This window comes from Pseudomonas sp. 22189 (assembly GCF_052045635.1).
In the GTDB taxonomy this organism is placed as follows: domain Bacteria; phylum Pseudomonadota; class Gammaproteobacteria; order Pseudomonadales; family Pseudomonadaceae; genus Aquipseudomonas; species Aquipseudomonas parakoreensis.
This window is the reverse complement of sequence record NZ_JBQEPG010000005.1, coordinates 76367-100008: the sequence shown is the minus strand read 5'-3', so window position 1 is coordinate 100008 and position 23642 is coordinate 76367. Positions and strand designations below refer to the sequence as shown.

22 protein-coding genes are annotated in these 23642 nt (G+C 58.3%); 16 read left to right on the top strand and 6 right to left on the bottom strand.

Annotated elements, in window-relative coordinates; translation table 11 throughout:
* Nucleotides 1-11 precede the first annotated feature (11 nt).
* Together potE and ACTJKS_RS06820 are read left to right on the top strand one after the other, a co-directional pair.
* Nucleotides 12-1352: a putrescine-ornithine antiporter gene (gene potE / locus ACTJKS_RS06825; RefSeq protein WP_182401125.1), complete on the top strand. Its 1341-nt coding sequence runs from the start codon at nucleotides 12-14 to the stop codon at nucleotides 1350-1352.
* Between the two features lie 48 nt (nucleotides 1353-1400).
* Nucleotides 1401-2306: an amino acid ABC transporter substrate-binding protein gene (locus tag ACTJKS_RS06820; protein ID WP_198758077.1), complete on the top strand. Its 906-nt coding sequence runs from the start codon at nucleotides 1401-1403 to the stop codon at nucleotides 2304-2306.
* 44 nt (nucleotides 2307-2350) lie between these two features.
* Here ACTJKS_RS06820 and ACTJKS_RS06815 read toward each other — a convergent pair whose 3' ends face one another.
* The gene (locus tag ACTJKS_RS06815) at nucleotides 2351-2944 is read right to left on the bottom strand and encodes a TetR/AcrR family transcriptional regulator (RefSeq protein ID WP_086791529.1); all 594 of its coding nucleotides are present in this window, start codon (nucleotides 2942-2944) and stop codon (nucleotides 2351-2353) included.
* A gap of 195 nt (nucleotides 2945-3139) precedes the next feature.
* On the opposite strand from ACTJKS_RS06815, the gene ACTJKS_RS06810 reads away from it, so the two are divergent.
* From ACTJKS_RS06810 to tspO, 9 genes are all read left to right on the top strand, one after another.
* Nucleotides 3140-3817 (top strand): type 1 glutamine amidotransferase domain-containing protein, encoded by a 678-nt coding sequence (locus ACTJKS_RS06810; protein WP_262947794.1) that lies wholly within the window; start codon nucleotides 3140-3142, stop codon nucleotides 3815-3817.
* 96 nt (nucleotides 3818-3913) lie between these two features.
* Nucleotides 3914-5038 (top strand): alkene reductase, encoded by a 1125-nt coding sequence (locus ACTJKS_RS06805; RefSeq protein ID WP_262947795.1) that lies wholly within the window; start codon nucleotides 3914-3916, stop codon nucleotides 5036-5038.
* Between the two features lie 238 nt (nucleotides 5039-5276).
* Nucleotides 5277-5837, top strand: a complete 561-nt coding sequence (gene folE, locus ACTJKS_RS06800; protein ID WP_041063950.1) for a GTP cyclohydrolase I FolE — start codon at nucleotides 5277-5279, stop codon at nucleotides 5835-5837.
* Between the two features lie 106 nt (nucleotides 5838-5943).
* Nucleotides 5944-6486, top strand: coding sequence for a DUF3833 domain-containing protein (locus ACTJKS_RS06795; protein ID WP_262947796.1), 543 nt, complete (start codon nucleotides 5944-5946; stop codon nucleotides 6484-6486).
* Nucleotides 6483-7193 carry an SDR family NAD(P)-dependent oxidoreductase gene (locus tag ACTJKS_RS06790; RefSeq protein WP_108182718.1) on the top strand — a complete coding sequence of 237 codons (711 nt, stop codon included), beginning with the start codon at nucleotides 6483-6485 and terminating at the stop codon, nucleotides 7191-7193. The genes ACTJKS_RS06795 and ACTJKS_RS06790 overlap by 4 nt, the downstream gene beginning before the upstream one ends.
* A gap of 14 nt (nucleotides 7194-7207) precedes the next feature.
* Entirely contained in the window at nucleotides 7208-7513 is a 306-nt protein-coding gene (locus tag ACTJKS_RS06785) for a DUF6482 family protein (protein ID WP_047294422.1), read from the top strand.
* 25 nt (nucleotides 7514-7538) lie between these two features.
* Nucleotides 7539-9077 (top strand): cryptochrome/photolyase family protein, encoded by a 1539-nt coding sequence (locus tag ACTJKS_RS06780; RefSeq protein WP_108182719.1) that lies wholly within the window; start codon nucleotides 7539-7541, stop codon nucleotides 9075-9077.
* Nucleotides 9078-9236: 159 nt separating this feature from the next.
* Nucleotides 9237-11426, top strand: a complete 2190-nt coding sequence (locus ACTJKS_RS06775; RefSeq protein WP_095669169.1) for an ATP-binding protein — start codon at nucleotides 9237-9239, stop codon at nucleotides 11424-11426.
* Nucleotides 11427-11485: 59 nt separating this feature from the next.
* Nucleotides 11486-11929, top strand: coding sequence for a tryptophan-rich sensory protein TspO (gene tspO, locus ACTJKS_RS06770; protein WP_041064643.1), 444 nt, complete (start codon nucleotides 11486-11488; stop codon nucleotides 11927-11929).
* Between the two features lie 51 nt (nucleotides 11930-11980).
* Here the strand turns inward: tspO and ACTJKS_RS06765 are convergent, their stop codons facing one another.
* Both ACTJKS_RS06765 and ACTJKS_RS06760 read right to left on the bottom strand, forming a co-directional pair.
* On the bottom strand, nucleotides 11981-12748 hold the full coding sequence (locus ACTJKS_RS06765; RefSeq protein ID WP_041063962.1) for a sulfite exporter TauE/SafE family protein: 768 nt from the start codon (nucleotides 12746-12748) through the stop codon (nucleotides 11981-11983).
* Nucleotides 12749-12804: 56 nt separating this feature from the next.
* Entirely contained in the window at nucleotides 12805-13788 is a 984-nt protein-coding gene (locus ACTJKS_RS06760) for a hypothetical protein (RefSeq protein WP_108182720.1), read from the bottom strand.
* A 148-nt stretch (nucleotides 13789-13936) separates the two neighbouring features.
* Here ACTJKS_RS06760 and ACTJKS_RS06755 point away from each other — a divergent pair, with 148 nt between their 5' ends.
* The 4 genes from ACTJKS_RS06755 (at nucleotide 13937) to ACTJKS_RS06740 (ending at nucleotide 20037) form a co-directional block, all read left to right on the top strand.
* The gene (locus ACTJKS_RS06755; RefSeq protein WP_108182721.1) at nucleotides 13937-14806 is read left to right on the top strand and encodes a LysR family transcriptional regulator; all 870 of its coding nucleotides are present in this window, start codon (nucleotides 13937-13939) and stop codon (nucleotides 14804-14806) included.
* A gap of 367 nt (nucleotides 14807-15173) precedes the next feature.
* Nucleotides 15174-17579: a glucose/quinate/shikimate family membrane-bound PQQ-dependent dehydrogenase gene (locus ACTJKS_RS06750; protein WP_108182722.1), complete on the top strand. Its 2406-nt coding sequence runs from the start codon at nucleotides 15174-15176 to the stop codon at nucleotides 17577-17579.
* Nucleotides 17580-17680: 101 nt separating this feature from the next.
* Nucleotides 17681-18970 carry a carbohydrate porin gene (locus ACTJKS_RS06745; protein ID WP_262947798.1) on the top strand — a complete coding sequence of 430 codons (1290 nt, stop codon included), beginning with the start codon at nucleotides 17681-17683 and terminating at the stop codon, nucleotides 18968-18970.
* Between the two features lie 164 nt (nucleotides 18971-19134).
* Complete coding sequence (locus ACTJKS_RS06740; protein ID WP_108182724.1) at nucleotides 19135-20037, top strand: bestrophin family protein; 903 nt, start codon at nucleotides 19135-19137, stop codon at nucleotides 20035-20037.
* A 43-nt stretch (nucleotides 20038-20080) separates the two neighbouring features.
* Here ACTJKS_RS06740 and ACTJKS_RS06735 read toward each other — a convergent pair whose 3' ends face one another.
* Entirely contained in the window at nucleotides 20081-20332 is a 252-nt protein-coding gene (locus tag ACTJKS_RS06735; protein WP_174376762.1) for a hypothetical protein, read from the bottom strand.
* Nucleotides 20333-20616: 284 nt separating this feature from the next.
* Here ACTJKS_RS06735 and ACTJKS_RS06730 point away from each other — a divergent pair, with 284 nt between their 5' ends.
* On the top strand, nucleotides 20617-20886 hold the full coding sequence (locus ACTJKS_RS06730) for a hypothetical protein (protein ID WP_262947800.1): 270 nt from the start codon (nucleotides 20617-20619) through the stop codon (nucleotides 20884-20886).
* Between the two features lie 111 nt (nucleotides 20887-20997).
* Here ACTJKS_RS06730 and ACTJKS_RS06725 read toward each other — a convergent pair whose 3' ends face one another.
* A complete protein-coding gene (locus tag ACTJKS_RS06725; RefSeq protein ID WP_262947802.1) occupies nucleotides 20998-22047 on the bottom strand; it encodes a hypothetical protein in 1050 nt (349 codons plus the stop codon).
* A gap of 68 nt (nucleotides 22048-22115) precedes the next feature.
* Nucleotides 22116-23609, bottom strand: a complete 1494-nt coding sequence (locus ACTJKS_RS06720; RefSeq protein WP_108182726.1) for a DUF1254 domain-containing protein — start codon at nucleotides 23607-23609, stop codon at nucleotides 22116-22118.
* Nucleotides 23610-23642: the final 33 nt, after the last annotated feature.

Here is a 23642-nt window from a genome sequence, read left to right as displayed (position 1 = left end):
AGGGGTTTTCGATGACCGACACCAACAAGAAAATGAGCCTGACGGGACTCACCACTTTGGTGACCGTCAACATGATGGGCTCGGGCATCATCATGTTGCCGACCAGCATGGCGCAACTCGGGGCGGTCTCGTTGTTGTCATGGATCGTCACCGCTGTCGGTTCCATGGCCATTGCATATTGTTTTTCCCAGTGCGGCATCTTCTGTCTGCGCTCGGGCGGGTTATCCGCCTACACCGAAGAGGCGCACGCAAAGTCGGGATTTTTCCTCTGCTCATATCTGTATTTCCTGTCACTGGCCATCGCCAACGTGGCGGTGGCCATCTCCGCAGTGGGATACATGACGTCGTTCATGCCTTGGCTGGGAAGCGGCGCCATTCCTTTGTTCATCGGAACGGTCGGCTTGCTCTGGATAACCACCGTGGCAAATTTCGGCGGCCCCGGCGTTACCGGCAAGATCGGTGCGATTACGGTCTGGGGCGTGATCATCCCGGTTGCCGGCTTGAGCCTTATCGGATGGTTCTGGTTCAAACCCGATCTGCTGATCGCCGCCTGGAACCCTTACCACCTGCCCATTTCCGAAGCGATCAGCAAAGCAATTCCGCTGACACTCTGGGCCTTTCTCGGCATGGAATCGGCCGCGCAGGCCTCTGACGCGGTGGAGAACCCCACGCGCACGGTGCCGCTGGCCTGCCTGTTCGGCACACTGGGAGCGGCGGTTGTCTACGTGCTCTCGACGACCGTCATTCAGGGGATCATTCCGAATGCCGAGCTGGCTAATTCGTCCGCGCCGTTCGCGCTGGTTTATGCCCACATGTTCAACCCGACGGTCGGTCACATCATCATGGCGTTGGCGGTGATGGCATGTGTCGGCTCGCTATTGGGCTGGCAGTTCACCCTGGCGCAAACCGCCAAGATGACGGCTGACCAGGGCATGTTTCCCAAACTGTTCTGCAAGGTCAGCGCCCGCAATGCCCCCATCGTCGGGATGCTGGTCTGCGGCGTGCTGCAGACCTTGATGGCGCTGTCGACCATTTCGCCGAACGCCAGTGCGCAGTTCGGCAAACTGGTCAGCCTCGCCGCAGTGACCAACCTGATTCCCTATGTAACAGCGGCCACCGGGCTGCTGGTCATGATGTACAAAGCCAAGGTCAGTGCCAGCGTGTACACCCGCAATACCTTGCTGTTGGTGGTGGCCGTGGCGTACTCCCTCTACGCGTTGTATGCCTGCGGCAAAGATGCGGTGTTCGGCGGCATTCTGGTTCTTGTGTTCGGCTACCTGCTCTACGGCTTCCTCGCCAAACGTTTTGTCGACGTGCCTGTGCCGGTTCCCCCCCGGGCCGACAATCCTTGACCGCCGTCTTCGTGACGGCTCAGACATCTGAATTCGAGGAACCCCCACATGAACGTAAAACTGAGCAAATCCCACCCGCTGCTACTCGTCTGCCTACTGACGCTATTGCCAGTCATGGCCCACAGCAGCACGCTTGAGCGCATTCGCACGAGCCATACGTTCACCCTCGGTTACTTGCCGGACTTCGCGCCGTTCAGCGAGCAGGTCGCCGATAAGGCCAGCGGATATGCCATCGACCTCTGTTTGAAAATCGCCGAAAAGGTCAAGAGCGAACTGGCGTTGCCCACGCTGAAGATTGCGTACCAGCCTGTGTCTCTCAACGATGAAATCAATGCCGTCAATTCGGGGAAAATCGACATTCTCTGTACACCGACCCCTCCGACACTGGCGCGGCGCTCGCAGGTCAGCTACTCGGTGCCGGTCTACACCGCCGGTCTCTCGGCCGTGGTGCGCGAGGACGCCTCCCAGCCGTTGCTTAATGTGCTCAATGGCAAGGTGGCGCATACCGGGCCAACGTGGCGTGCCACCGCGAACCTTGGGCTGTCCAATCAAACCTATGCTGCCATCGCCGGCGGTGTGACCGAGGCGTGGATACACCAGCAGATGCGTTTGCTCGGCGTGGTGGCCACGCTGGTCACGGTGGAGAATGCCGATGCAGGCCTCAAACAGGTTGCCGATGGCAAAGCCAGTGCGTTCTTTGCTGAGCGCATGGTGCTCAAGCATCTGTTGAGCAGGAATGACCCGGAAGGTCACCTGGTGCTGCTGGAGCGGATTTTCGAGTACGCGCCGACGGCCATGGCACTGGATCGAAACGACGAAGATTTCCGTCTGCTGGTCGACACTGCGCTGAGTGAAATGTACCGCGCCGGCGACATCGAGCAGGCGTACGACAAATACCTGGATGGCGCCGGCGAAGCGGCGAAGAAGCTGTTCAAGATCTACGCGCTACCTTGAGGGCGAGGCCACCAGAATCGGGGGCGCTCAACAGGCCTGGCGCTTCAGTTTGATGGCCGCTGCAAAAGCCGCTTCGTCATCACCATCGAGGTCTGCAATGACTGCCCGGTGCGCTGCAGCTTGTTCAGCAGACTGGCGCCCAACCAGAGCTGGTAAAGGGTTTCCGCCAGCTGACGAGCATCAGCATCCGGCACACTTTTATCCAGCTGCCCTGCTTCCAGGCACGTCGTGATCCGCGCAACGATGCGCTCGGCGCCGTCACGCAAGGTGAGGCGCATCGACTCGGACAGGTCGGCGACTTCCGCGCTCAACTTGACCACCAGGCATTCATCGCCGTGACCTTCCAGGGTGCAGCGGTTCTGCCAGCCCTGCCAGTAATCCATCAGCCGCTCATAGGCACTGAGCCCCGGCAGTGTCAGGCGTCGCTCCATATCTGCGAGGTAGCCGACGAAGTAATCCTCCAGCAACGCCTGGCCGTAGAGTTCCTTGGATTTGAAGTAGTGATAGAACGAGCCCTTGGGCACACCGGCGGTCTGCAGGATCTCGCTCAGGCCAACGCTGGTAAAGCCCTTTTCGGCCATCATGCGGTGGCCGGTGTCGAGCAGGTGTTGGCGGGTATCGTCGTAGGTCGGTTTCATGGGCGCAAAATACCAAACATTAGACCAGTCGTATATTTCTGATGAGCAGGAGTTTGCCACAGTGATCGCGCGGAAACACGGCCGTGAAAATTTACTAGACGACCGGTCTAATATGAATCTATGCTGTGCCCGTCATTCCTTCCAAGGTGTCGCAGACGAACCCGTCGAGGACACCCGACCACCACAGGGCGCTCTATGAAAATCTTGATGGTTCTGACTTCCCACGATCAGCTTGGCAACACCGGCAAGAAAACCGGCTTCTGGCTCGAAGAGTTCGCGGCCCCCTACTACGCCTTCAAGGATGCCGGTGCACAGATCACCCTGGTATCGCCGGCTGGCGGCCAGCCTCCGCTTGATCCGAAAAGCGATGAGCCCGATGCGCAAACCGCTGAAACCGAGCGCTTTCGCAAGGACCCTGCTGCCCAGCAGGCACTGGCCAACACCGGGCGTCTGGCGGATGTCAGCGCTGAGGATTTCGATGCTGTGTTTTATCCCGGTGGCCATGGCCCGCTGTGGGATCTGGCCGAGGACAAACACTCGATCGCACTGATCGAAGCCTTCGACCGCAGCAACAAACCCCACGGGTTCGTCTGCCATGCGCCGGGCGTGCTGCGCCACGTTACGGCTGCCGATGGCAAGCCGTTGATTCAGGGCCGGGACGTCACCGGTTTCACCAACGCTGAAGAAGCCGCTGTGGGCCTGACCGATGTCGTGCCGTTCCTGATCGAGGACGAATTCCAGCGTCTTGGCGGGCGCTACTCCAAAGTGGTTAACTGGCAGGTTCACGTGGTGACCGATGGCCAATTGGTGACCGGTCAAAACCCTGCCAGCTCGGCAGCCGTTGCTGAAACGTTGTTGAAGCTGTTGGCCTGAGCCACCTGGCCTCCCGAACACCGTGCGCATCACGCACGGTGTTTTTTTTGCCGCATTACTAGTCGACTGGTCTAATAAGGCCAAAACAGGAATCCCATGAAAAACAGCCCTTTCTTCACGCCTTTCACCCTGGGCCCGCACACCCTGAAAAACCGCATCGTCCTGCCGCCCCTCACCCGCCAGCGCAGCACGCAACCGGGCAATGTCGCCAACGCATTGATGGCCGAGTACTACCAGCAGCGCGCCGGCGCCGGTCTGCTGGTGACCGAAGGCACGCAGATCGAGCCTCGCGGTCAGGGCTACGCCTGGACCCCCGGCATTCACACACCTGAACAAATTGCCGGATGGCGCATTGTCACCGAAGCGGTTCATGCCCGGAACGGCGTGATATTCGCCCAGCTGTGGCACGTCGGACGTGTGTCCCACACCGCATTGCAACCCGACGGCGCGGCCCCGGTATCCGCTTCTGCCATCGCGACTGAACGGGTCAGCGTGTTCATTGAAACCACGCCGGGCGCTGGAGAGCTGGTCAAGCCATCCGCACCGCGAGCGCTGAGCACTGATGAAGTCCAGGCACTGGTTCAGCTTTATATTCAGGCTGCGCGCAATGCGATGGATGCCGGTTTTGACGGGATCGAACTGCACTGTGCCAACGGTTATCTGGTGAACCAGTTCATTTCTGCGCACAGCAATGTGCGCACCGATCATTACGGTGGCTCGCTGCACAATCGCCTGCGTTTTCTGCGCGAAGTGGTGTCGGGTGTCGCCGAGTGCATCGGCAAGGAAAAAGTCGGCGTGCGGTTCGCGCCGCTGTTCACCACCACCGATGAAGCACGCACTTATCTGGGCATGGTCGAGGAAGACCCGCACACCACTTACATTGAAGCGATCAAGGTGCTTGAGGACGTGGGGATTGCCTACCTGTCCATCGCCGAGGCGGACTGGGACGACGCGCCCGTGATGCCGCAAACATTCCGCCGCGCAGTGCGCGACACCTTCAGCGGCGCCATCATTTACGCCGGACGCTACAACGCTGAATCCGGCGCGCAATTGCTCGAATCGGGGCTGGCGGACCTGGTGGCGTTCGGTCGGCCGTTCATGGCCAACCCGGACCTGCCGGCGCGCATCGCCAATGACTGGCCGCTCAATCCGCTGAACCCCGCCACGGTCTACGGCGGCAATGCCGAAGGCTATGTGGATTACCCGACCTACAGCGAATAATTCCGCGAATTCGCCCAGCGCTCCCACTGCCCGGGAGCGCTTTCCCCTCTGCGCCAAACGCGCAACCTCGCACGCTGCGATGTGAGGTGTTCGCATCTGCATAAAAAAGATTGCCGATTGATTGTCAGGCGGATTTTTTCAGCCTATCTTGAGTAAAACCTATACAACGAACTTAATTGCGTACAACTCTTGCGCTACGGATTGGCCCTCACGCACAGCACTGCTGCGAGTCCTCTGAATGAACCCACTACTAGCCAGCCATTACCGTGAAATTCTCGTCGGCGTCGGAGAAAACCCCGAGCGTGAAGGTCTGCTCGACACGCCCAAACGTGCGGCCAAAGCGATGCAGTATCTGTGCAACGGCTACACGATGAGCCTGGAAGACGTCACCAACGGCGCACTGTTCGAATCGCAAAGCGATGAGATGGTCATCGTCAGTGACATCGAGCTCTATTCCTTGTGTGAGCACCACATGCTGCCTTTCATCGGCAAGGCGCACGTGGCGTACATCCCCACCGGCAGGGTGCTCGGGCTGTCGAAAGTGGCGCGCGTGGTGGACATGTTCGCCCGGCGACTGCAGATCCAGGAAAACCTCACCCGGCAAATTGCCGAGGCCATCCAGCAGATCACCGATGCCGCCGGCGTGGCCGTGGTCATCGAGGCCAGGCACATGTGCATGATGATGCGCGGCGTTGAAAAGCAGAATTCGGTCATGACCTCCTCGGTGATGCTCGGGGCGTTTCGTGACAGCACCACCACGCGTCAAGAGTTCCTGCAATTGATCGGGCGGCGAAGTTGATGTTCGACCCTCGATGGGTACGATAAACCTGTACAGCGAAAGTAGGCTGTACAAGCACGATCTTTCCAATTTCACCCTCCTGCCTGTGCCTTCAGGGAGAACGTCAATGACCCGAATTGTGCTCTTGCTGGCTCTGATACTCGGCGTTGCGAGCTGCGGCAGCGTGGATGTCAGTCACTACGCCGATCAGCAGCCAGCGTTGGATCTGCAGCGCTTTTTCAGCCAGCCGGTGAAAGCCTGGGGGATGTTCCAGAAGCGTTCCGGGGAAGTGGTCAAGCGCTTCGAGGTCAACATCGTCAGCCATCGTGAAGGTGACAACCTGATTCTTGATGAGCACTTCCTGTACAGCGACGGTACGCGCCAGCGCCGCGTCTGGGCCCTGACGCCCGAGGGCCAGGGACGCTGGAGCGGGCGGGCGGGTGATGTAGTGGGCGTCGCCACAGGTCAGGTGGCCGGCAATGCGCTGCACTGGCGGTATCGCCTGAACCTGCCGGTTGATGGCTCGACCTATGAAATGAGCATGGACGACTGGATGTACCAGATGGACGAGGACACGCTGATCAATCGCACCCGCATGTCCAAACTCGGTTTTGAAGTCGGTCAGGTGACCTTGTTCTTCCGTCGCCAAAGCGCGGGAGAAAATCAATGAACAGCCCGTTCAGCATGGCCTCCCTGGGCGATGGTTATCGCGCACTGGTGATTGGCGCCAGTGGCGCTATCGGTAGCGCATTTTGCCAGCAGCTCAGTCAGGACCCGCGCTGTGCCGGCGTTCGTGAGCTGGGGCGCCATACCGTTCCGGCGCTGGATCTGGAGCAGCCGCAATCGATCGCCAGCGCCGCCGCCGAACTGGCCGCGCAAGCGCCCTATCAGTTGATCGTGCACGCTGCCGGCCTGCTGCATCGTGAGCGGATCAAGCCGGAAAAGAGCTACAGCGCGATCGAAGCCGATGCGCTGCAAGCCGTGTTTCAAGTGAACACGCTGGGGCCGGCGATGGTGTTGCGGCATTTTCTGCCGCTGCTTGATCCCCAAGGGGCGATGGCGCTGCTCTCGGCCAAGGTCGGAAGCATCGGCGACAACCGATTGGGCGGCTGGTACGCCTATCGCGCCTCCAAGGCGGCGCTGAACATGCTGATCAAGACCGCAGCGATCGAACTGGCCCGCACCCGCCCGCAAAGCCGCTTGCTGAGTCTGCACCCGGGCACGGTCGTGTCGGGGTTGTCGCAACCTTTTCGCGGGGCATCCAGCGCCCGCCCCGCCGACGTTGCCGCTGAACAGCTACTGAACCTGATTGACCAGTTGACGCCGGCCGACAGTGGCCAGTTCTTTGCCTACGATGGACAACGCCTGCCCTGGTAGGCAAGGAGTGAAGCATGAATCTGCAAACCCTGACCGAGCGCGCGGCCAACAGCGAAATTCGTGAGCTGGAGTTGCTGTCGCTTGAAGGTGGTTTTTATCTGGCCCGGGTTCGCCTGGATCACGGTCAGTTCACCTTGCTCGACGACGCGGCCAAACCCATGCACCTGCGTTCAATCACCCATCTGCGTGACTTGCTGCAGACCGTGCCGGCATTCCCGTGCGTGCTGGTGCAGCAATGCGTGCACGACGAAATGTGTGGCCGCGATACCGGGCCGGTCGAAGAGCTGCGCATTCCGTTTTCGCTGGCCACGCCGTTATGAAACGAATCCTGCCGGACCGCACTGAATGAACCGGAATCGTCGGTTGTGCCTGGTGCTGGGCGATCAGTTGTCGTTCGATCTGGCCTCCTTGCAGACGCTCGACAGCGAGCGCGACACCGTGCTGCTGGTCGAGGTCATGGAAGAAGCCAGCCATGTACCGCACCATCCGCAAAAGATTGCTCTGATCTTCAGCGCCATGCGCCATTTCGCCCAGTCGTTGCGAGACCAAGGCATTCGTGTCGAATACGTGACGCTGGATGATCCGCACAACAGCGGTTCGGTACCGGGGGAATTACGCCGTTGGCAACAGCGCTTGCAGGTCGAGCAAGTACACGTCACCGAGTGTGGTGACTGGCGCCTGGAACAATCGATCAAGGATTGTGGCCTGCCCGTTTGTTGGCACGCCGATTCGCGTTTTTTGTGCAGTCGCGCCGAGTTCGCCGCCTGGGCTGCGGGGAAAAAACAGTTGCGCATGGAGTTCTTTTATCGCGAGATGCGCCGCAAGAGTCGCTTGCTGCTCAATGGCGATGGCACGCCGGTGGGCGGTGCTTGGAACTTCGATGCCGAGAATCGCAAGTCCCTGCCCAAAGGTGTGAAAGCCCCCTACCCGATCCGTTTCAGTAACGACGCCATCACCGGCGAGGTGCTGGATCTGGTGCAGGCGCGCTTCAGTCAGCACTACGGTGCACTCGATGATTTCAATTACCCGGTCACCCATGCCGACGCGCAGGCGCTGTGGGACTATTTTCTGGATTATGGCCTGGCGGGTTTCGGTGACTATCAGGACGCCATGGCCAGTGACGAGCCGTTCCTGTTTCATGCACGCATCAGCGCCGCGCTAAATATCGGCCTGCTGGATTTGCGGCGGTTGTGCAGCGACGTCGAGTCGGCCTATTGGGCCGGCAGGATTGCCCTGAATGCCGCCGAGGGCTTCATTCGGCAACTGATCGGCTGGCGGGAATACGTGCGCGGCGTGTACTGGCTGAAAATGCCGGACTACGCACTGGGCAACGCCTTCGGCAACAGCCGTGCACTGCCGGAGTTCTACTGGACCGGTGCCACGCAGATGAACTGCATGCGCCAGGCCATCGGCCAGAGTCTGCAGCATGCCTACGCGCACCACATTCAGCGGCTGATGGTCACCGGCAATTTCGCCCTGCTCGCTGGCATTGCGCCGAGCCAGATCTGTGAGTGGTACCTGGCGATTTACATGGACGCCTTCGACTGGGTCGAACTGCCCAACACGTTGGGCATGGTCATGCATGCCGACAGCGGTTACCTCGGTTCCAAACCCTATTGCGCCAGTGGCCAATACATCAATCGCATGTCTGACTACTGCCGCGGCTGCGCCTACAAGGTCAGCGAAAGTACGGCGGACAATGCCTGCCCGTTCAATGCGTTGTACTGGCATTTTCTGATGCGCCACGGTGAACAGCTGCGCGGCAATCAGCGCATGGCGATGATGTACAAGAACCTCGACCGCATGCCGTCAGCCAAGCTGGAGGCGCTGTGGCAACGCGGGCAGAACCTGTTGGCGCGTCTGGATAACGGCGAATCGATCTGAAATGAACGTTCGCTTGCGCCGGTGGTGAAACTTAAGCACAACCCGCCCGGTCAACGGATGATCGGCGCTCGAGTCCTCCGCGAGCGCAATGTCCACTGCTCGTGTTGTGCTTACGCGCTCTATGCAGCCAGCCCCTGAACATTCAACAAAGCAGGTCACATGGATACCCTTGAACACCTTAGTCGCGAAGCGCTCGAGTCAGAAGTCAGGCGATTGCGTGCGGCGCTTCAAAGCACTCAGGTCGACACACAGGACGTTGACCTCGAGCGCGACATGGCGGCGCAGCTGCAAGCCAGTCGGGACGCCCTCGCCCGCAGCGAGGCTCGCTTCATCACCATTCTGGAAACCATCGAATCGGCGTTTGCCATCGTCAAGGTCAAATTCGACGCTGACGACAAGCCGGTCGATTACTACTTTGTCGAAGCCAATCCGGCGTTCGAACATCAGTGCGGCGTCAACCTGCGCGGCAAATGGGTGACCGAGTTCGCGCCCAATCTGGAAAGCTTCTGGTTTGAAACCTACGGCCATGTGGCCAAGACCGGGGAACCGGCGAACTTCGAGAATTACGCCAACACCTTCGAGCGCTGGTTCGACGTGCGCGCGGTGCGTGTTGGCGATCCGGCCGACCGGCAGATCGCCATTCTGTTCAACGACGTCACCCAGCGGCGCGACGCCGAGGAGCGTTTGCGAGCCAGCGAGGCCATCGCGCGGGAGAACGTCGAGCGCGTGCAACTGGCGCTCGCCGCCGGGGCCATTATCGGCACCTGGCACTGGGACTTGCTCACCGACCGCTTTGCCGTGGACGAAGCTTTTGCTCGGGTGTTCGACCTTGACCCGGCGCTGGGCCGCGAAGGGCTCAGCCTCGAACAAGTGATGGTGACCGTGCATCCCGAAGACCGCGATGGACTGACCAGCGCGATCAACGAAGCCATCGGCCGCGGTGGCGCTTACTCCCATCAGTACCGCGTGCGTCGCACGGACGGCAAGTACCAGTGGATCGAGGCCAACGGCCGGGTTGAGTGTGCCGATGATGGAACGCCGCTGCGCTTTCCCGGTGTACTGATCGATGTCGAGGAACGGCGCAATGTCGAAGCGGAGCGCGACCGCGCCATTGCTGCATTGCGCGCGCTCAACGATACGTTGGAGCAGCGCGTTTCATCGCGCACCGCAGAATTGATGCAAGCCGAAGAGAAACTCCGTCAGTCACAGAAAATGGAAGCCGTCGGCCAACTGACCGGGGGCCTGGCGCATGACTTCAATAATCTGTTGGCCGGCATTTCCGGCGCACTGGAGTTGATGGGCGCACGCATCAGCCAGGGACGACTGAACGAAGTCGACAAGTACATGATGACCGCCCAGGGCGCGGTCAAGCGTGCGGCCGCCCTGACCCACCGGCTGCTGGCGTTCTCCCGACGCCAGACCCTCGATCCGCGTCCCACCGACGTCAACACGCTGATGACCGGCATGACCGAACTGATCCAGCGTACGGTAGGCCCCAGCATCGTCCTGGAAACCCGCGCCGCGCCGGGGCTTTGGCCAACGCTGGTGGATGCCAGTCAGTTGGAGAATGCTCTGCTCAACCTGTGCATCAACGCCCGCGATGCGATGCCAGACGGTGGGCGCATCACCATCGAAACCGCCAACCGCACGCTGGACGGCGAGACCGCGCGCACCCTGGACATGCCAGAGGGCGAATACCTGTGCCTGTGCGTGACCGATACCGGCACCGGCATGACCGCCGATGTCATCGCCAAGGCCTTCGACCCGTTTTTCACCACCAAACCGCTGGGCCAGGGCACGGGGCTAGGACTGTCGATGATCTATGGTTTCGCCAAGCAATCCGGCGGCCAGGTGCGCGTGCATTCGCAGGTCGGCCGGGGCACAGAAATGTGCATTTATCTGCCTCGCTATCATGGCGAACCGGTGCCGAATCAGGATCACAAGGACAACGCGCCGGCCGCCTTGCCCAAGGCTGGCGAGACCATTCTGGTGGTGGACGACGAGCCTACGGTGCGTGCGCTGCTGACTGACGTGCTCGGCGATCTCGGCTACACCTTGATAGAGGCTGCTGACAGCGTGGTCGGGCTGAAGATGTTGCGCTCGGACATTCACATCGACTTGCTGATCACCGACGTCGGCTTGCCGGGTGGCATGAACGGTCGGCAACTGGCCGATGCCGGCCGGGAAATCCGCCAGAACCTGAAGACCCTGTTCATTACCGGGTACGCGGAAAACGCGGTGATTGGTGCCGGTCAGCTTGGCCCGGACATGCAGGTGCTGACCAAGCCTTTCGCCGTCGACACGCTGGTGGCGCGGGTCAGCGACCTGCTGGCGATGAAATCCGAATGAGCGACCGTTGCGGCGCTGTAATCCCAGAGAGAGTGGCTGCGGCCAAGGAGTAATAAATGGTGACGTTTCTGATTTTCCTGATCGCGTGCGGTGCTGCAGCGAGTACCGGGGTGATTTTCAAACCCGGGTCATGGTACGAAGGACTGAATAAACCCGGATTTACCCCACCCAATTGGGCGTTTCCGGTGGCCTGGACGATTATCTATCTATTGCTGGCCTGGGCCGGTTATCGCTTGAGCCTGATTCCCGGCAGTCAGACCGTGTTGGCACTGTGGGCCGCGCAGATCGCCTTGAACACACTGTGGACGCCGGTGTTCTTCGGCGCGCATCAGGTGTTGGCCGCCATGGTGATTCTGTTGGTGTTGTGGCTGGTGGTTGCGGTGATGGTGTTTATGGCGTTGCGCCTGGATGTGATCACCGGGCTGATCCTGTTTCCTTATCTGGCCTGGTTGTGTGTGGCAGCGGCGTTGAATTTCTCGATTCTGCGCAATAACCGTGGGTGATCAAGCGCAACAGCCAATGTTCATTGGGGTGCTGAAGGGGCTGGATTTCATCTATGAAAATAGAGAGAGCCCCATTCTGCCAATCAGGAAAACCAGCAGAATCAGGAAAAAGATCCGAATAAAGCCACTGCCATACCGCAGTGCCAGAAAAACTCCAGTCAGGGAGCCGGCAATATTGCACAGTGCTACGACGCCACCTACCGCCCACAGAACATTTCCCGTTGGTACAAAAAACATGAGCGCGGCGCAGAACGTGCCCAGATTCACCAGCTTTGCGGAGGCGGAGGCATTTAAAAAATCAAAGCCAAAATATTTGACGAAAATGAATAGCAGAAGGCTGCCGCTACCCGGACCGAAGACGCCGTCATAAAAACCAATCAAGCCACCAAAAAAAATGCCCCACGCAATTTCCTTTGTTCCGCAATGAAATTCAGTGCTGATCAGGCCTAATCTTTTTTCCGCGAATGTATAGATCGCCATCGCTATCAAAACAAAAAAAACAACGAACTCCATGATTTTTTTGGGAACGATTGACACGGAAAACGCGCCAATGAACGCAAAAACGAATGCCGACAGCATGGTGGGCAACATCAGTTTCCAGACAATTTTTATTCTTTTGGTATAGCTGTATATCGAAGAAAGATTGCCCGCAAGAACTGCCAGCTTATTGGTTCCAAATACGGTTGCCAAACTATATTGAGGAAGCGCATGCAAAAGTGCTGGCAGCTGTACAAGCCCGCCACCACCTACCGCTGCATCTATCAAACCACCACAGAATGCAAAAAAGCCTAAAGCGAACAACGCTTGTTCAAAATCCATTCAGGAGATCCTTTCGGGACTGAAGTTCTCCGCAAAGTATCACAACATTCTCCAGGTTAATTTTCCGCAGTAAGATATCGATGCATGGCCTCGAAAGCTCTTCCTACGCGCTCATTATAGTTGAGCATGATGCCTTTCATGCGACCGAGCTTGAAAGGTATATCCATCGCTCGACCGTACGCTTGCGCGGCGGCCAACGCATGAAGACCATGTTTGTTTTCGACTTCGCCTGAGTGCCCCATCACGTAACCTTTAGCGTTACGTAGAGCTTGAACATCCATTTTTAGCAGAGGGTTGACTTCAAGCAACTTTGCTTCAATGTACTGAGCGATGAAATTATATTCACGACCATTCCAAAGTTCTGAAGCGATAGAAACCATCATGGCATCCATGATTGAACTCTTGTGCTCTATCGAATTCAGAGCTGATTTGTGCTCTGAGATTCCAGTACTGTAAAGAAAATCTGAGAATTCATTGCACTCTCGAACTTTGTGTTGATTTTCAATCCAGGCAGTCGCGTTAAAAGCTGAAGTCATGTATTCGAACATGCCATCATGCCCAGGGTGCCCCAGCCCGAAGTCGTCTTTCGCAACTTCATGCATGTGTGCCATGACATTCAGATATTCGATGTGTCTTTCAGCAGATACGGATAGTGCGTCTGCTGAGAGTCGCATTATTATTTTTGCAGAGACCAAGCTGGTGGTTTTATGTGTTTCATTCCATCCATTAAAGAATTTCAGAACAGCCGAATCGATTGCGGCCTTTTCAAGAAACGCTTCAAATGCGTTCTCGGCATGGCGCTGGGCATCTTGGGTAATGGGATGATTAAGCACTTCCAGCATGGCATCCTGAATGTCAGGGATATGCGTGACGTTTGCCAATACGGGCTGTCTGCGCTGATTCTGCAATATCACTCGACCAGGTATTTTCAAATTCCTGATGTGCTTTGGCAGAGCGTCTATAAAAGCTTCACCAAACTCTTGCATGGATCTGTAACTATTAAATGCGTCAACGCGACTCTGCAACATGGTTGAGTTCATGAGCTTATCCTTCTCCCTAAAGATATGCCGAGTTAATCCGCTGATTTAAACTTCCACAATCAGATCAGGCTTTAAACAATATGTGACTTGAAGGGTTTCGACAAGTGACTTATAATGATCAAACCCTTCATTATAAGTGAGCAATGGCATGGAGCTTTCTCAACTTACTATGTTCAAAACTGTAGCGGATCACGGAAGTATCATTCGCGCCTCTGAATTACTGCACTGTGTGCCGTCCAACATTACCAACAGAATCAAACTTCTGGAAAAAGAACTTGGGGTATCTTTGTTTATCAGGAAAGGTCGAGGGCTTGTTATCAGCCCTTCCGGTAGATTGTTTCTTGGGTATGCAAACAAAATCCTGTCTTTATGCCAGGAATCACAAAGAGCGCTCGATCCTGCGGCGGCGCCATCAGGACTCCTGAAAATCGGGGCAATAGAGTCATCGGCCACCGGCAGACTGCCCAAGTTGCTCTCAAAGTTTCATCAACTCTATCCGTCTGTGCAAATGCAGTTCAGCACAGGTGACTGGTCGCAGTTATTGAATGATGTGGTTGATCATAAACTCGACGGTGCCATCATTGCTGTCAATCAGGATCATCCTGATATTGAAAGTATCGAAATCTACAAGGAAGAACTGGTATTGATTGCCTCTTCAACTGCGGGGCACGTGCATAATCCGCAGGACTTGAGTGGCACAGATATATTCATGTGGCCTGAAGGCTGTCCTTATAGAAAGGCGCTGGAAAACTGGCTGCAAGCGCATGGTGTTGTTAGTCCTGTAACAAGCATCGCCAGTTACGGCACCATTCTTGGGTGTGTCAGCTCTAGAGCGGGTGTTTCGTTAGTGCCCAGAGGCGTTTTTGAACAGTTTCGCAGGATCGGTGACATAAGCGGCCATGTATTTGACGACCTGCACCCAATACAGAATTATTTTATATGGAATAAAAACAGTGGACCTCATCGAGCAAAAGAAAAATTTGCGGAGCTGCTCGTAGAGGAATTCAAGGACGTCTGACGTCATTTCTACAGTTTTGCACGCCCACTGATCGCAGTGTCTGCCCGACGTGTTGTCCTTTCTTTGCCTTCGTTCTCGTGAGTCGAAACGGCAGCAGCCGTACGTCGGTTGATGCCTGACACGTCGAATCGGCGTTTATCGATTCACTCTCCCTCCTGTTGATTGACACCTGTCAAAAATCCCATTTAACCAGGCGTAATTGCGACTTTGCCTCACGCTCCACCAGCCCTTGCCGGTCCCGTGAGCGCTCACGCCTGCCCGCAAACCCGCGTAGCGGCGTTGATCTATGCTTCATTCTGAATTAGTGATTTAACTAGGTAGTTACCTAACTATATAATGCACGCCTCATTTCAACGGGACATTCAACGTGAAGCAGAGTCAACGCCTCTCGGGCATATCAAAATTCATTCTGGTCGGGCTGGGGGTGATCATCGCCCTGCTCGGCCTGGCACTTGCGGCTGGCGGAGTGAAGCTGGTCAGCCTGGGAGGGTCGTGGTACTTCCTCGTGGGCGGTCTGGTGATGGCCGTTTCCGGTCTGCTGATCGCTCGCTTCAAGACGGCCGGCGCCTGGCTGTTCGCGGCATTTCTGGTCGGGACCGCGATCTGGGCGGTGAGCGATGCCGGGCTGGTGTTCTGGCCGGTGTTCTCGCGCCTGTTCATGTTCAGCGCCGTAGGCCTGGTGGTGGCGCTGGTTTACCCGCTGCTCAAGCGTGCCAACGGTGGCGTGCCGGGGCGTGGCGCTTACGGCGTTGCCGCTGTCCTGGCCGTGGGGCTGGCGGTGGCTGCCGGCAACATGTTCGTCGCGCATCCGACTGTCGCTGCCACCGGCACGGGCCCGGGCCTGACGCCGGTTGAGCCAGACAAGGCGCAAAAAGACTGGGCGCATTACGGTAATACCGAAGGCGGCAGCCGATTTGCTGCGCTGGACCAGATCAACCGCAACAACGTCGACAAACTGAAAGTGGCGTGGACCTACCACACCGGTGACGTCGCCGAGAGCGATGGCAACGGTGCCGAAGACCAGCTCACCCCGCTGCAGATCGGCAACAAGGTGTTCATCTGCACCCCGCACAACAACCTGATTGCGCTGGATGCCGACACCGGCAAAGAGCTGTGGAAGAACGCGATCAACGCCAAATCGAAAGTCTGGCAGCGTTGCCGTGGCACGGCCTATTTCGATGCCACCAAGGCCATCGCGCAGCCAAGCAATTCGAGCATCATCGAAGCCAAACCGGCGCCTGCCGCCAATTGCCAGCGCCGTCTGCTGACCAACACCATCGACGCTCGCCTGATCGCGGTCGATGCCGACACCGGCGAGTTCTGCCAGGGTTTCGGTAACAACGGTCAGGTTGATCTGAAGGCCGGTCTGGGCGATGTGCCGGACAGCTACTATCAGCTCTCCTCCGCTCCGCTGATGGCCGGTACCACCGTGGTGGTCGGCGGTCGTGTGGCCGACAACGTGCAAACCGACATGCCGGGCGGCGTAATCCGTGGTTTCGATGTGATCACCGGCGCCATGCGCTGGGCGTTCGACCCGGGCAATCCGCAGGATAAAAAGGCCCCGGCCGATGGCAGCACGTATGTGCGCAGCACGCCGAACAGCTGGGCGCCGATGTCCTACGACCCGGCGACCAACACCGTGTTCTTGCCGATGGGCAGCTCGTCCACCGACATCTATGGTGTCGAACGCAGCAAACTCGATCACACCTACGGCGCCTCGGTGCTCGCGTTGGACGCCACCACCGGTGATGAACGCTGGGTATTCCAGACCGTGCACAACGATCTCTGGGACTTCGACCTGCCGATGCAGCCGAGCCTGATCGACTTCACCAAGGACGGCAAAACCGTTCCGGCGCTGGTCATCGGCACCAAGGCCGGGCAGATCTATGTGCTCGACCGCGCCACCGGCAAGCCGTTGACCGACGTTAAAGAAGTCCCGGTCAAAGCCGCGAACATCCCGAACGAACCGTACTCGCCAACCCAGCCGAAATCGGTGGGCATGCCGCAGATCGGTGCCCAGCACCTGACTGAGTCGGACATGTGGGGCGCCACCCCGTACGACCAGTTGCTGTGCCGGATCGATTTCAAATCGATGCGTTACGACGGCCTGTACACCGCGCCGGGTACCGACAAATCGCTGAGTTTCCCGGGTTCGCTGGGCGGCATGAACTGGGGCAGCCTCTCCACTGACCCGGTCCACGGTTTCATCTTCGTCAACGACATGCGTCTGGGTCTGTGGATCCAGATGATTCCGTCGCAGAACAAGGCTCAAGCCTCGTCCGGTGGCGAAGCGTTGAACACCGGCATGGGCGCGGTACCGCTCAAAGGCACGCCGTATGCGGTGAACAAAAACCGCTTCCTGTCGGTGGCCGGCATTCCTTGCCAGGCTCCACCGTTCGGCACCCTGACCGCGATCGACATGAAGACCCAGAAAGTCGCCTGGCAGGTTCCGGTCGGCACCGTTGAAGACACCGGTCCCCTGGGTATCCGCATGCACCTGCCGATCAAGATCGGTCTGCCAACCCTCGGCGGCACCCTGTCGACCCAGGGTGGCCTGATCTTCATCGCCGGTACTCAGGACTTCTACCTGCGCGCCTTCAACAGCGGCAACGGTGAAGAGGTGTGGAAAGCGCGTCTGCCAGTCGGCAGTCAGGGCGGCCCGATGACCTACGTTTCGCCGAAGACCGGCAAGCAGTACATCGTCATCACCGCCGGTGGTGCACGTCAGTCGACTGACCGCGGCGACTACGTGATGGCTTACGCCTTGCCGTAAACCGCAGTGCCCGTGTTGAACACGGGCGCTTTCTTTTTGCGCGCGGCANGGGTGCCGCGCCGCTTTCCGATATCGCTACAGCTTTGAGCAGGAAGATCTCCATGTTTGGTTTTACTCGTAACGGCTGGGTCAACGGCGTGCTGTTGGGCCTGACCTGCAGCGCCACCCTGCCCGCCTTCGCCGATACCGATGCAAACCTGTTGACCCGCAACACCCTGACCGGTGACTGGGGTGGCTTGCGTCACCAGATGGACCAGGACGGGATCAAGTTCACCGGCGATTACACCGGTGAAATGGCTTACAACGCCGATGGCGGCCTGCACCGCTCCGGCCGTTACTCGCAGAACATCAAGCTCGGCGCCCAGTTTGATCTGAGCAAGTTGTATGGCGTGGAGAACGCCGGCAAGGTCCAGTTGACCATCAACGACCGACGCGGCAACAGCGCCTCCGAAGACCTGGTTGGCAACCGTCTGCCGATCCAGGAAAACTACGGTGGCCTGTACACCCGCCTGACCGAGCTGAGCTATGAGCGCAGCCTGTTCACCCCGGCGCTCAACGTAAAACTCGGCTACATGGCCATGGGCAACGACCTCGGTGGTCTGGACAGCGGCATTCTGTGCAACTTCATGAACGCCGGTTTCTGCGGCCATCCGCTGAACATGTCCGGCGGCAGTGGCTGGACCAACTACCCCAACGCGCACCTGGGCGTGCGGGTGAAATACGACTTGTCGCCGTCCTGGCAACTGCGCGTGGCCGCGTTCAACGTCGATCCGGAAAGCAACGGCAACTCCAGCCGCGCCTGGCATCTGGGCCCGAAACACACCACCGGCACCGTGGTGCCGATCGAGCTGGTGTACAAGCACGCGGGCCAATTGCCCGGCGAATACAAGCTGGGTTACTACTACGACAGCTCGGACGTGAAACGCATCGGCAGCGACAAAGAAGTCTCCGGGCGTGGCGGGCATTACCTTCTGATTGATCAGGCGGTATGGCGTTCGCAATCGTCCGAGGGCCGCAGCCTGCATGCGTTCGGCCAATACTCGGCAGCCAGCGAGGCGGCTTCGCCATTCAGCAAGTGGTACGGCACCGGTCTGGTGCTGTACAAGCCGTTCGAAGGTCGCCCGCGTGACACCGTCGCTCTGGGCTACGGCCGCGCCGTACCTAACCCGCGCAGCCGCGACGTACAACAGGACGCTGCCATGGCCAATGGCACGCAGTTCCCGAACCTGGACAGTGGCGAGCAGTTGATCGAACTCGGCTACGGCTACCAGGCCACGCCTTGGCTGACACTGCGCCCGAACCTGCAATACATCATCGAGCCGGGGGCCTTTTCCGGGCAGGACATCGACAATGCGTTGGTGTTTGGCTTGCAGGTGAAAGCTTCGCTCTGACTTCTGGCAGAACTGCAGGCAATAAAAAACCCGGCGTAATGACCGGGTTTTTTATTGCCTGACAATTGTCGTAACCAAGATGCTCAGTCAACACCGAACCTTTACCCCCAAACCTGCGTCGGAGCTAGGGCGTTAACGCTTACCGCTCGCCACGAGGTTTCCGTTTGAAAGCAGCCATCGTCAAAAAATACCGTTTGATCATCAAGACCATGGGCTACGTGGGCTGGTCGCTGTTCTGGCTGTTGCTCTGGGACATCGCCGTCACCGTCGACTTCATGTTGTTCCTCAACGCCAAGATCAACCTGCCGCTGATGCCTCTGACTTTGCTCGGTTCAGCGCTGGTGGTGCTGATCAGTTTCCGCAACAGCAGCGCGTACAACCGTTGGTGGGAAGCGCGCACGCTGTGGGGCATGATGATCAACAGCTCGCGCAGCTTCGCCCGGCAGGTGCTGACGCTGCTGGATGATCCCGATAACGAAGTGAACCCGGTGAAGGCGACGCTGTTGCGCCGCCATGTGGCGTACGTCAATTGCCTCGCCGCGCACCTGCAAGGTCAGCCTTGCCCGGAGGAGGTCCGCGCGTTTATCCCGGCAGATGAGTTCGCCCGCAGTGGCACCACCAACAACTTCGCCAACGACATCCTCACCGGTTCCGCGGCGTTGCTGGCCCGGGAATACAAGGGCGGGCGTCTGGACAGCATTCGTCTGGCGCGGCTGGAATCGACCATGGTCGAGCTGTCCAACAGTCAGGGCGGGATGGAGCGGATCGCCAATACCCCGCTGCCTTACCCTTACGTGTATTTCCCGCGCCTGTTTATCTCGCTGTTCTGCCTGATTGTGCCGGTGGGGCTGGTAGAGTCGCTGGGCTGGTTCACCCCGCTCGCCTCGACCGTGGTGGGCTTCATGCTGCTGGCCATCGAGCGCATCGGCACCGACCTGCAAAGCCCTTTTCGCCATAGTGAGCACCAGATTCAGATGGAGGCTCTGTGCGAAACCATCGAGAAAAACCTGCAGTCGATGCAGCGTGATTCGTTGGGGGATGCGCGCAGGGCTGAAGAGACTGTTTGAACAGATGCACGCCAGGGCGCAATGCCCTGGCGAGTCGCAGGTATTACTTCTTCTTTTTCGCCGGCTTGTCAGCCTTCTTTGCATCCTTGGCCTTTTCCGGCTTGCTATCGGCTTTTTTGGCAGACTTTTTCGGTTCGGCGTCTTTCTTCTTGTCTTTCTTGTCGGAAGACTTGGAAAGCGTCGAGGCTGCCGCCGATTTCTTTTCCGGCGAGGACTTTTTGTCTTTCAAGTCCTTGCTGGCTTTCGAAGCATCGTCTTTTTTGCTTTTCTTCTCGTCTTTAGCCACGTTGACCACCTCTCGGAATGTGCCGGTATTGGCACCGGGCCTGTGCGAATGAACACAAGCTGATCGTTAGGCGTGAGCGTTCGGGCGGGGTTCAGATTATTTGACTCGATCCAGCGCCCTTGACGAAGACTGGCCGTTCAACAAGTTGTCAATAGCACAGTTGTGCGACTGTTCTGGAGATAGCGCAGTGATAGGCTTTTCTGGCGTCACATTACGCGAATGCCCGATCTGTTCAGAAGGCAGGTCGGGGCCGCTGTATAAGCCCGCTGTCAGTTAACTGAAAGGATTCGAACATGAAAAAGCCCATGACAACTCTGGCCATCTGCGCGACGCTTGCTTTCGCCGCAACCGTCACAAACGCTGCCGTGCATCCAACGACCATCACTGCTCCACAGACGGCCAAGCAGGCGACCGCCTCGATTGACACACCTTTCTCAACCCAGCGAAAAGCCGGAGAAATCCAGACGGCCAGCCTCGCCAGAAGTTGCTCCGATGAGCGCTATTCCTGGTGGGAATTCAGTGGCTGGGAAATAATCGCCTGCCTCGGAAGCGGTCAGTGGTAATTATTCAAACGAGTCTGGTGCGTGACTTATGTGCTGAGCACGCACCAGCGCCTGCCTCAAAAACCCTCCGCTCTGATGCGCCTAAATGCACGCCCCGGCTTGGGGTAATCCTCAAAACATAAAGGTAGGTATGACCGGAATGAACGACAGCCGGAAATTCCAGCGGCTGCTGATCAGGTCATCCGGATGAATCGCCGAGTACTGAATTTCCCCGGAAATTCTCACCGGCAACTTGCCGAAATTGAAGATTCGCCCAGCACCGATACCGATCGGAAACGTGACTTTATTACCGCCCTCGGCCTTCCAGTTGACCGTTACGTTGGGGGTCATGCCGATGCGCCACTGTTCCGGCCCTGGAATCGCTCGCTGAATGAAATACTGCACATTGGTCAGACTGACATCCTTGCGCTTGCTATCACCGCCAACCGACCACCAGTGCTGCGGGAAAACGCCAAGGGTCCAGTCCGGACCAAGGTACGCGGCGACGAACGCCGGGCCCAGCGAGTATTTGCCCGTGCCGAGCACGTCTTCTTCGGCAGTCGGAAACATCGCGGTCGGGCCGACCCCCCAGACCATCTTGCCACCCCCAGCAAAGCGGATCGGTTCCTTGGGCGAGAACACGCCGACGTAGGCCAGGTCACCGAAGCCGCTGGTGCGCTCGAACGGATCCTGTACAACCGAGGTGAAGTCACCGCGATCGTGCAGAATCTCGTTAGGTCCCATGCCGATCAGATTACCGGCCTTGCGGTTGACCGGGGCGCTGACGTAGCTGATCGGCAGGCGGTTGATCAGGTTCCAGTCTTCGCCAAGAGAAATCGGAAAGGTCGGCATGAAACTGTATTTACCGAGCATCCGTGTGCCGTTGCTGTGCGGTCCTTTGAGGGCGGTGTAATCGTATTGGTTGAACAGCAGGACAAGGTTGCCTACCGGATTGTCCATCAGTCTGGATATCTGTTCGGTGGACGGCTCGCAGCCGGCCTTGACCACTTCTTTCAGGTCAATGTCGAAGTCCTGTTGTAGCTGGTGACACTTTTCCGGATCGACCTTGGCCCCTGCAACTGGCGGGGAAGCCAATTCCGGCAGAGGGCTGGCGGCACAGGCCATGCCACTGAGCACGGCCGCGCAGAGTGTCAAACCTGATCGAATCCTTATCGATTGCATCGATTTGCACTCCATTTCACCAGGCGTACTGAAGGCGCAGGGTCCAAGTGTTCACGTCCGGGGAGCTTCTATTGTTTGATCAGATCACTTGGCTTCCAGCTCTGGTCAAAAAACGCCTGTTTCGGCCCATACAGCCGCACGATCACCAGGAAGCCTTTCTCCGGTACGGTCTTGATCCAGTTCTTGCCTTCACCTGGCGATTTCGGCCCGAAGTAGATGTCGGTGGAGCCGTCGCTGTTCTGCGCCGGTTTATCCATCTGATTGAGGGACGGGAACGGTTGACCATTGTCCAGACCTGAGGCGGTCAAGTTGTCATAGGCGGTGACCGACCAGAACAACGCCGCCGGGACATTGGCCGGAAGGTTGAGCTTGTAGGTCTGGGCGCCGTCGAGAAACTTGCCCTCGGCGTCTCGGGTCGTCGCGGGATACTTGGCACCGGCGCCGACCATGTTCATGACCATACCCGGACTGTCCGAATAGGCCGAGGTGAAGAACGCCACGCGCTGCTCGAGATTGGTGAAGCTGCCGCTGGATTGAAACTCGGTGTTCTCCCCGGCGAAGGTGTTCACGTATTGGCGATCCTTGTAGTACAGACCGCCCGGCTCTTTGTACAGCAAGTGACTGGTCACCACTTTGCTCATTTTGAACGCGGTGCGCGCGGCGTCATCCAGCAACTTGCGTCGCTCGGCATCCGGGGCGAAGGGCTTGCCCTTCTCGATGCCAAGGGTGTGCAAGAAGCCGCGCATGTCCATGTCCGCCGGATCGACAGCTTCGGCGTCGATAAAGCGCGACAGCATGTCGAAGTAGCGGCCGTCTTCGGGGAACAGCATGTTGATCGGTGCGCCGGTAGCGTCGGGGAATTGCATCGGCCGGGCTGAGTCCTTCTTGCCCAACGGATAGATCTTCGTGCGCTCGACTTCGGCCACCGGCACGCTAAGGTCTTTCGGGTCCTTGAAGAAGGTGCGCCAGAACAGAAACACGTTGTTGGTGCGCGAACGGTAGACGAATCCCTCGGTCGGCTCCGGCCCCTTGTAATCAGGCGGGAGCAGCACGTAGGTGCCGCCCTTGCCCTTGTCGGGGCCGGCCAGGCCAACGTCACCGCGCCAGGTCCTGCCGTCGATGGTCGGCCCGACAATCGGGCGCTGGAAGAAATCATCGAACATGCCCTGCACGCCGGGCGGTGCTTCGACCACCAGCGGACCGTACTTTGCCAGATCCAGATAGCTCATTGCGTAGACCAGATCGGAGTTTGGCGTGGTCACCAAGGTCTTGGCGTTGATGCGCTTTTTCCAGGTCGGCAAGATGTTGTAGCCCGCGCCAAACTGCTTCTCCGACGCTTCCTTCATCGACCAGATGTTGATCGCCGGCAAGGCCCACAGATACGACTGCACGGCGCGCTGGAACACCAGCTCATCGATCATGCTGCGTGCGGTCGCTTCGGTCGGGAAGCCTTTTTCAAAAGGCTGATTGGCCAGTTCTTCATAGCGCGTCGCGGCATCGGCGAGGCCGCTTAGGGAGAGGCTTACGGCCAGGGCCGTCAGTGAGGTGCGCAAACGGTTCATGGGCTGTCCTTATGAACGCAGTTGGAAAATCGG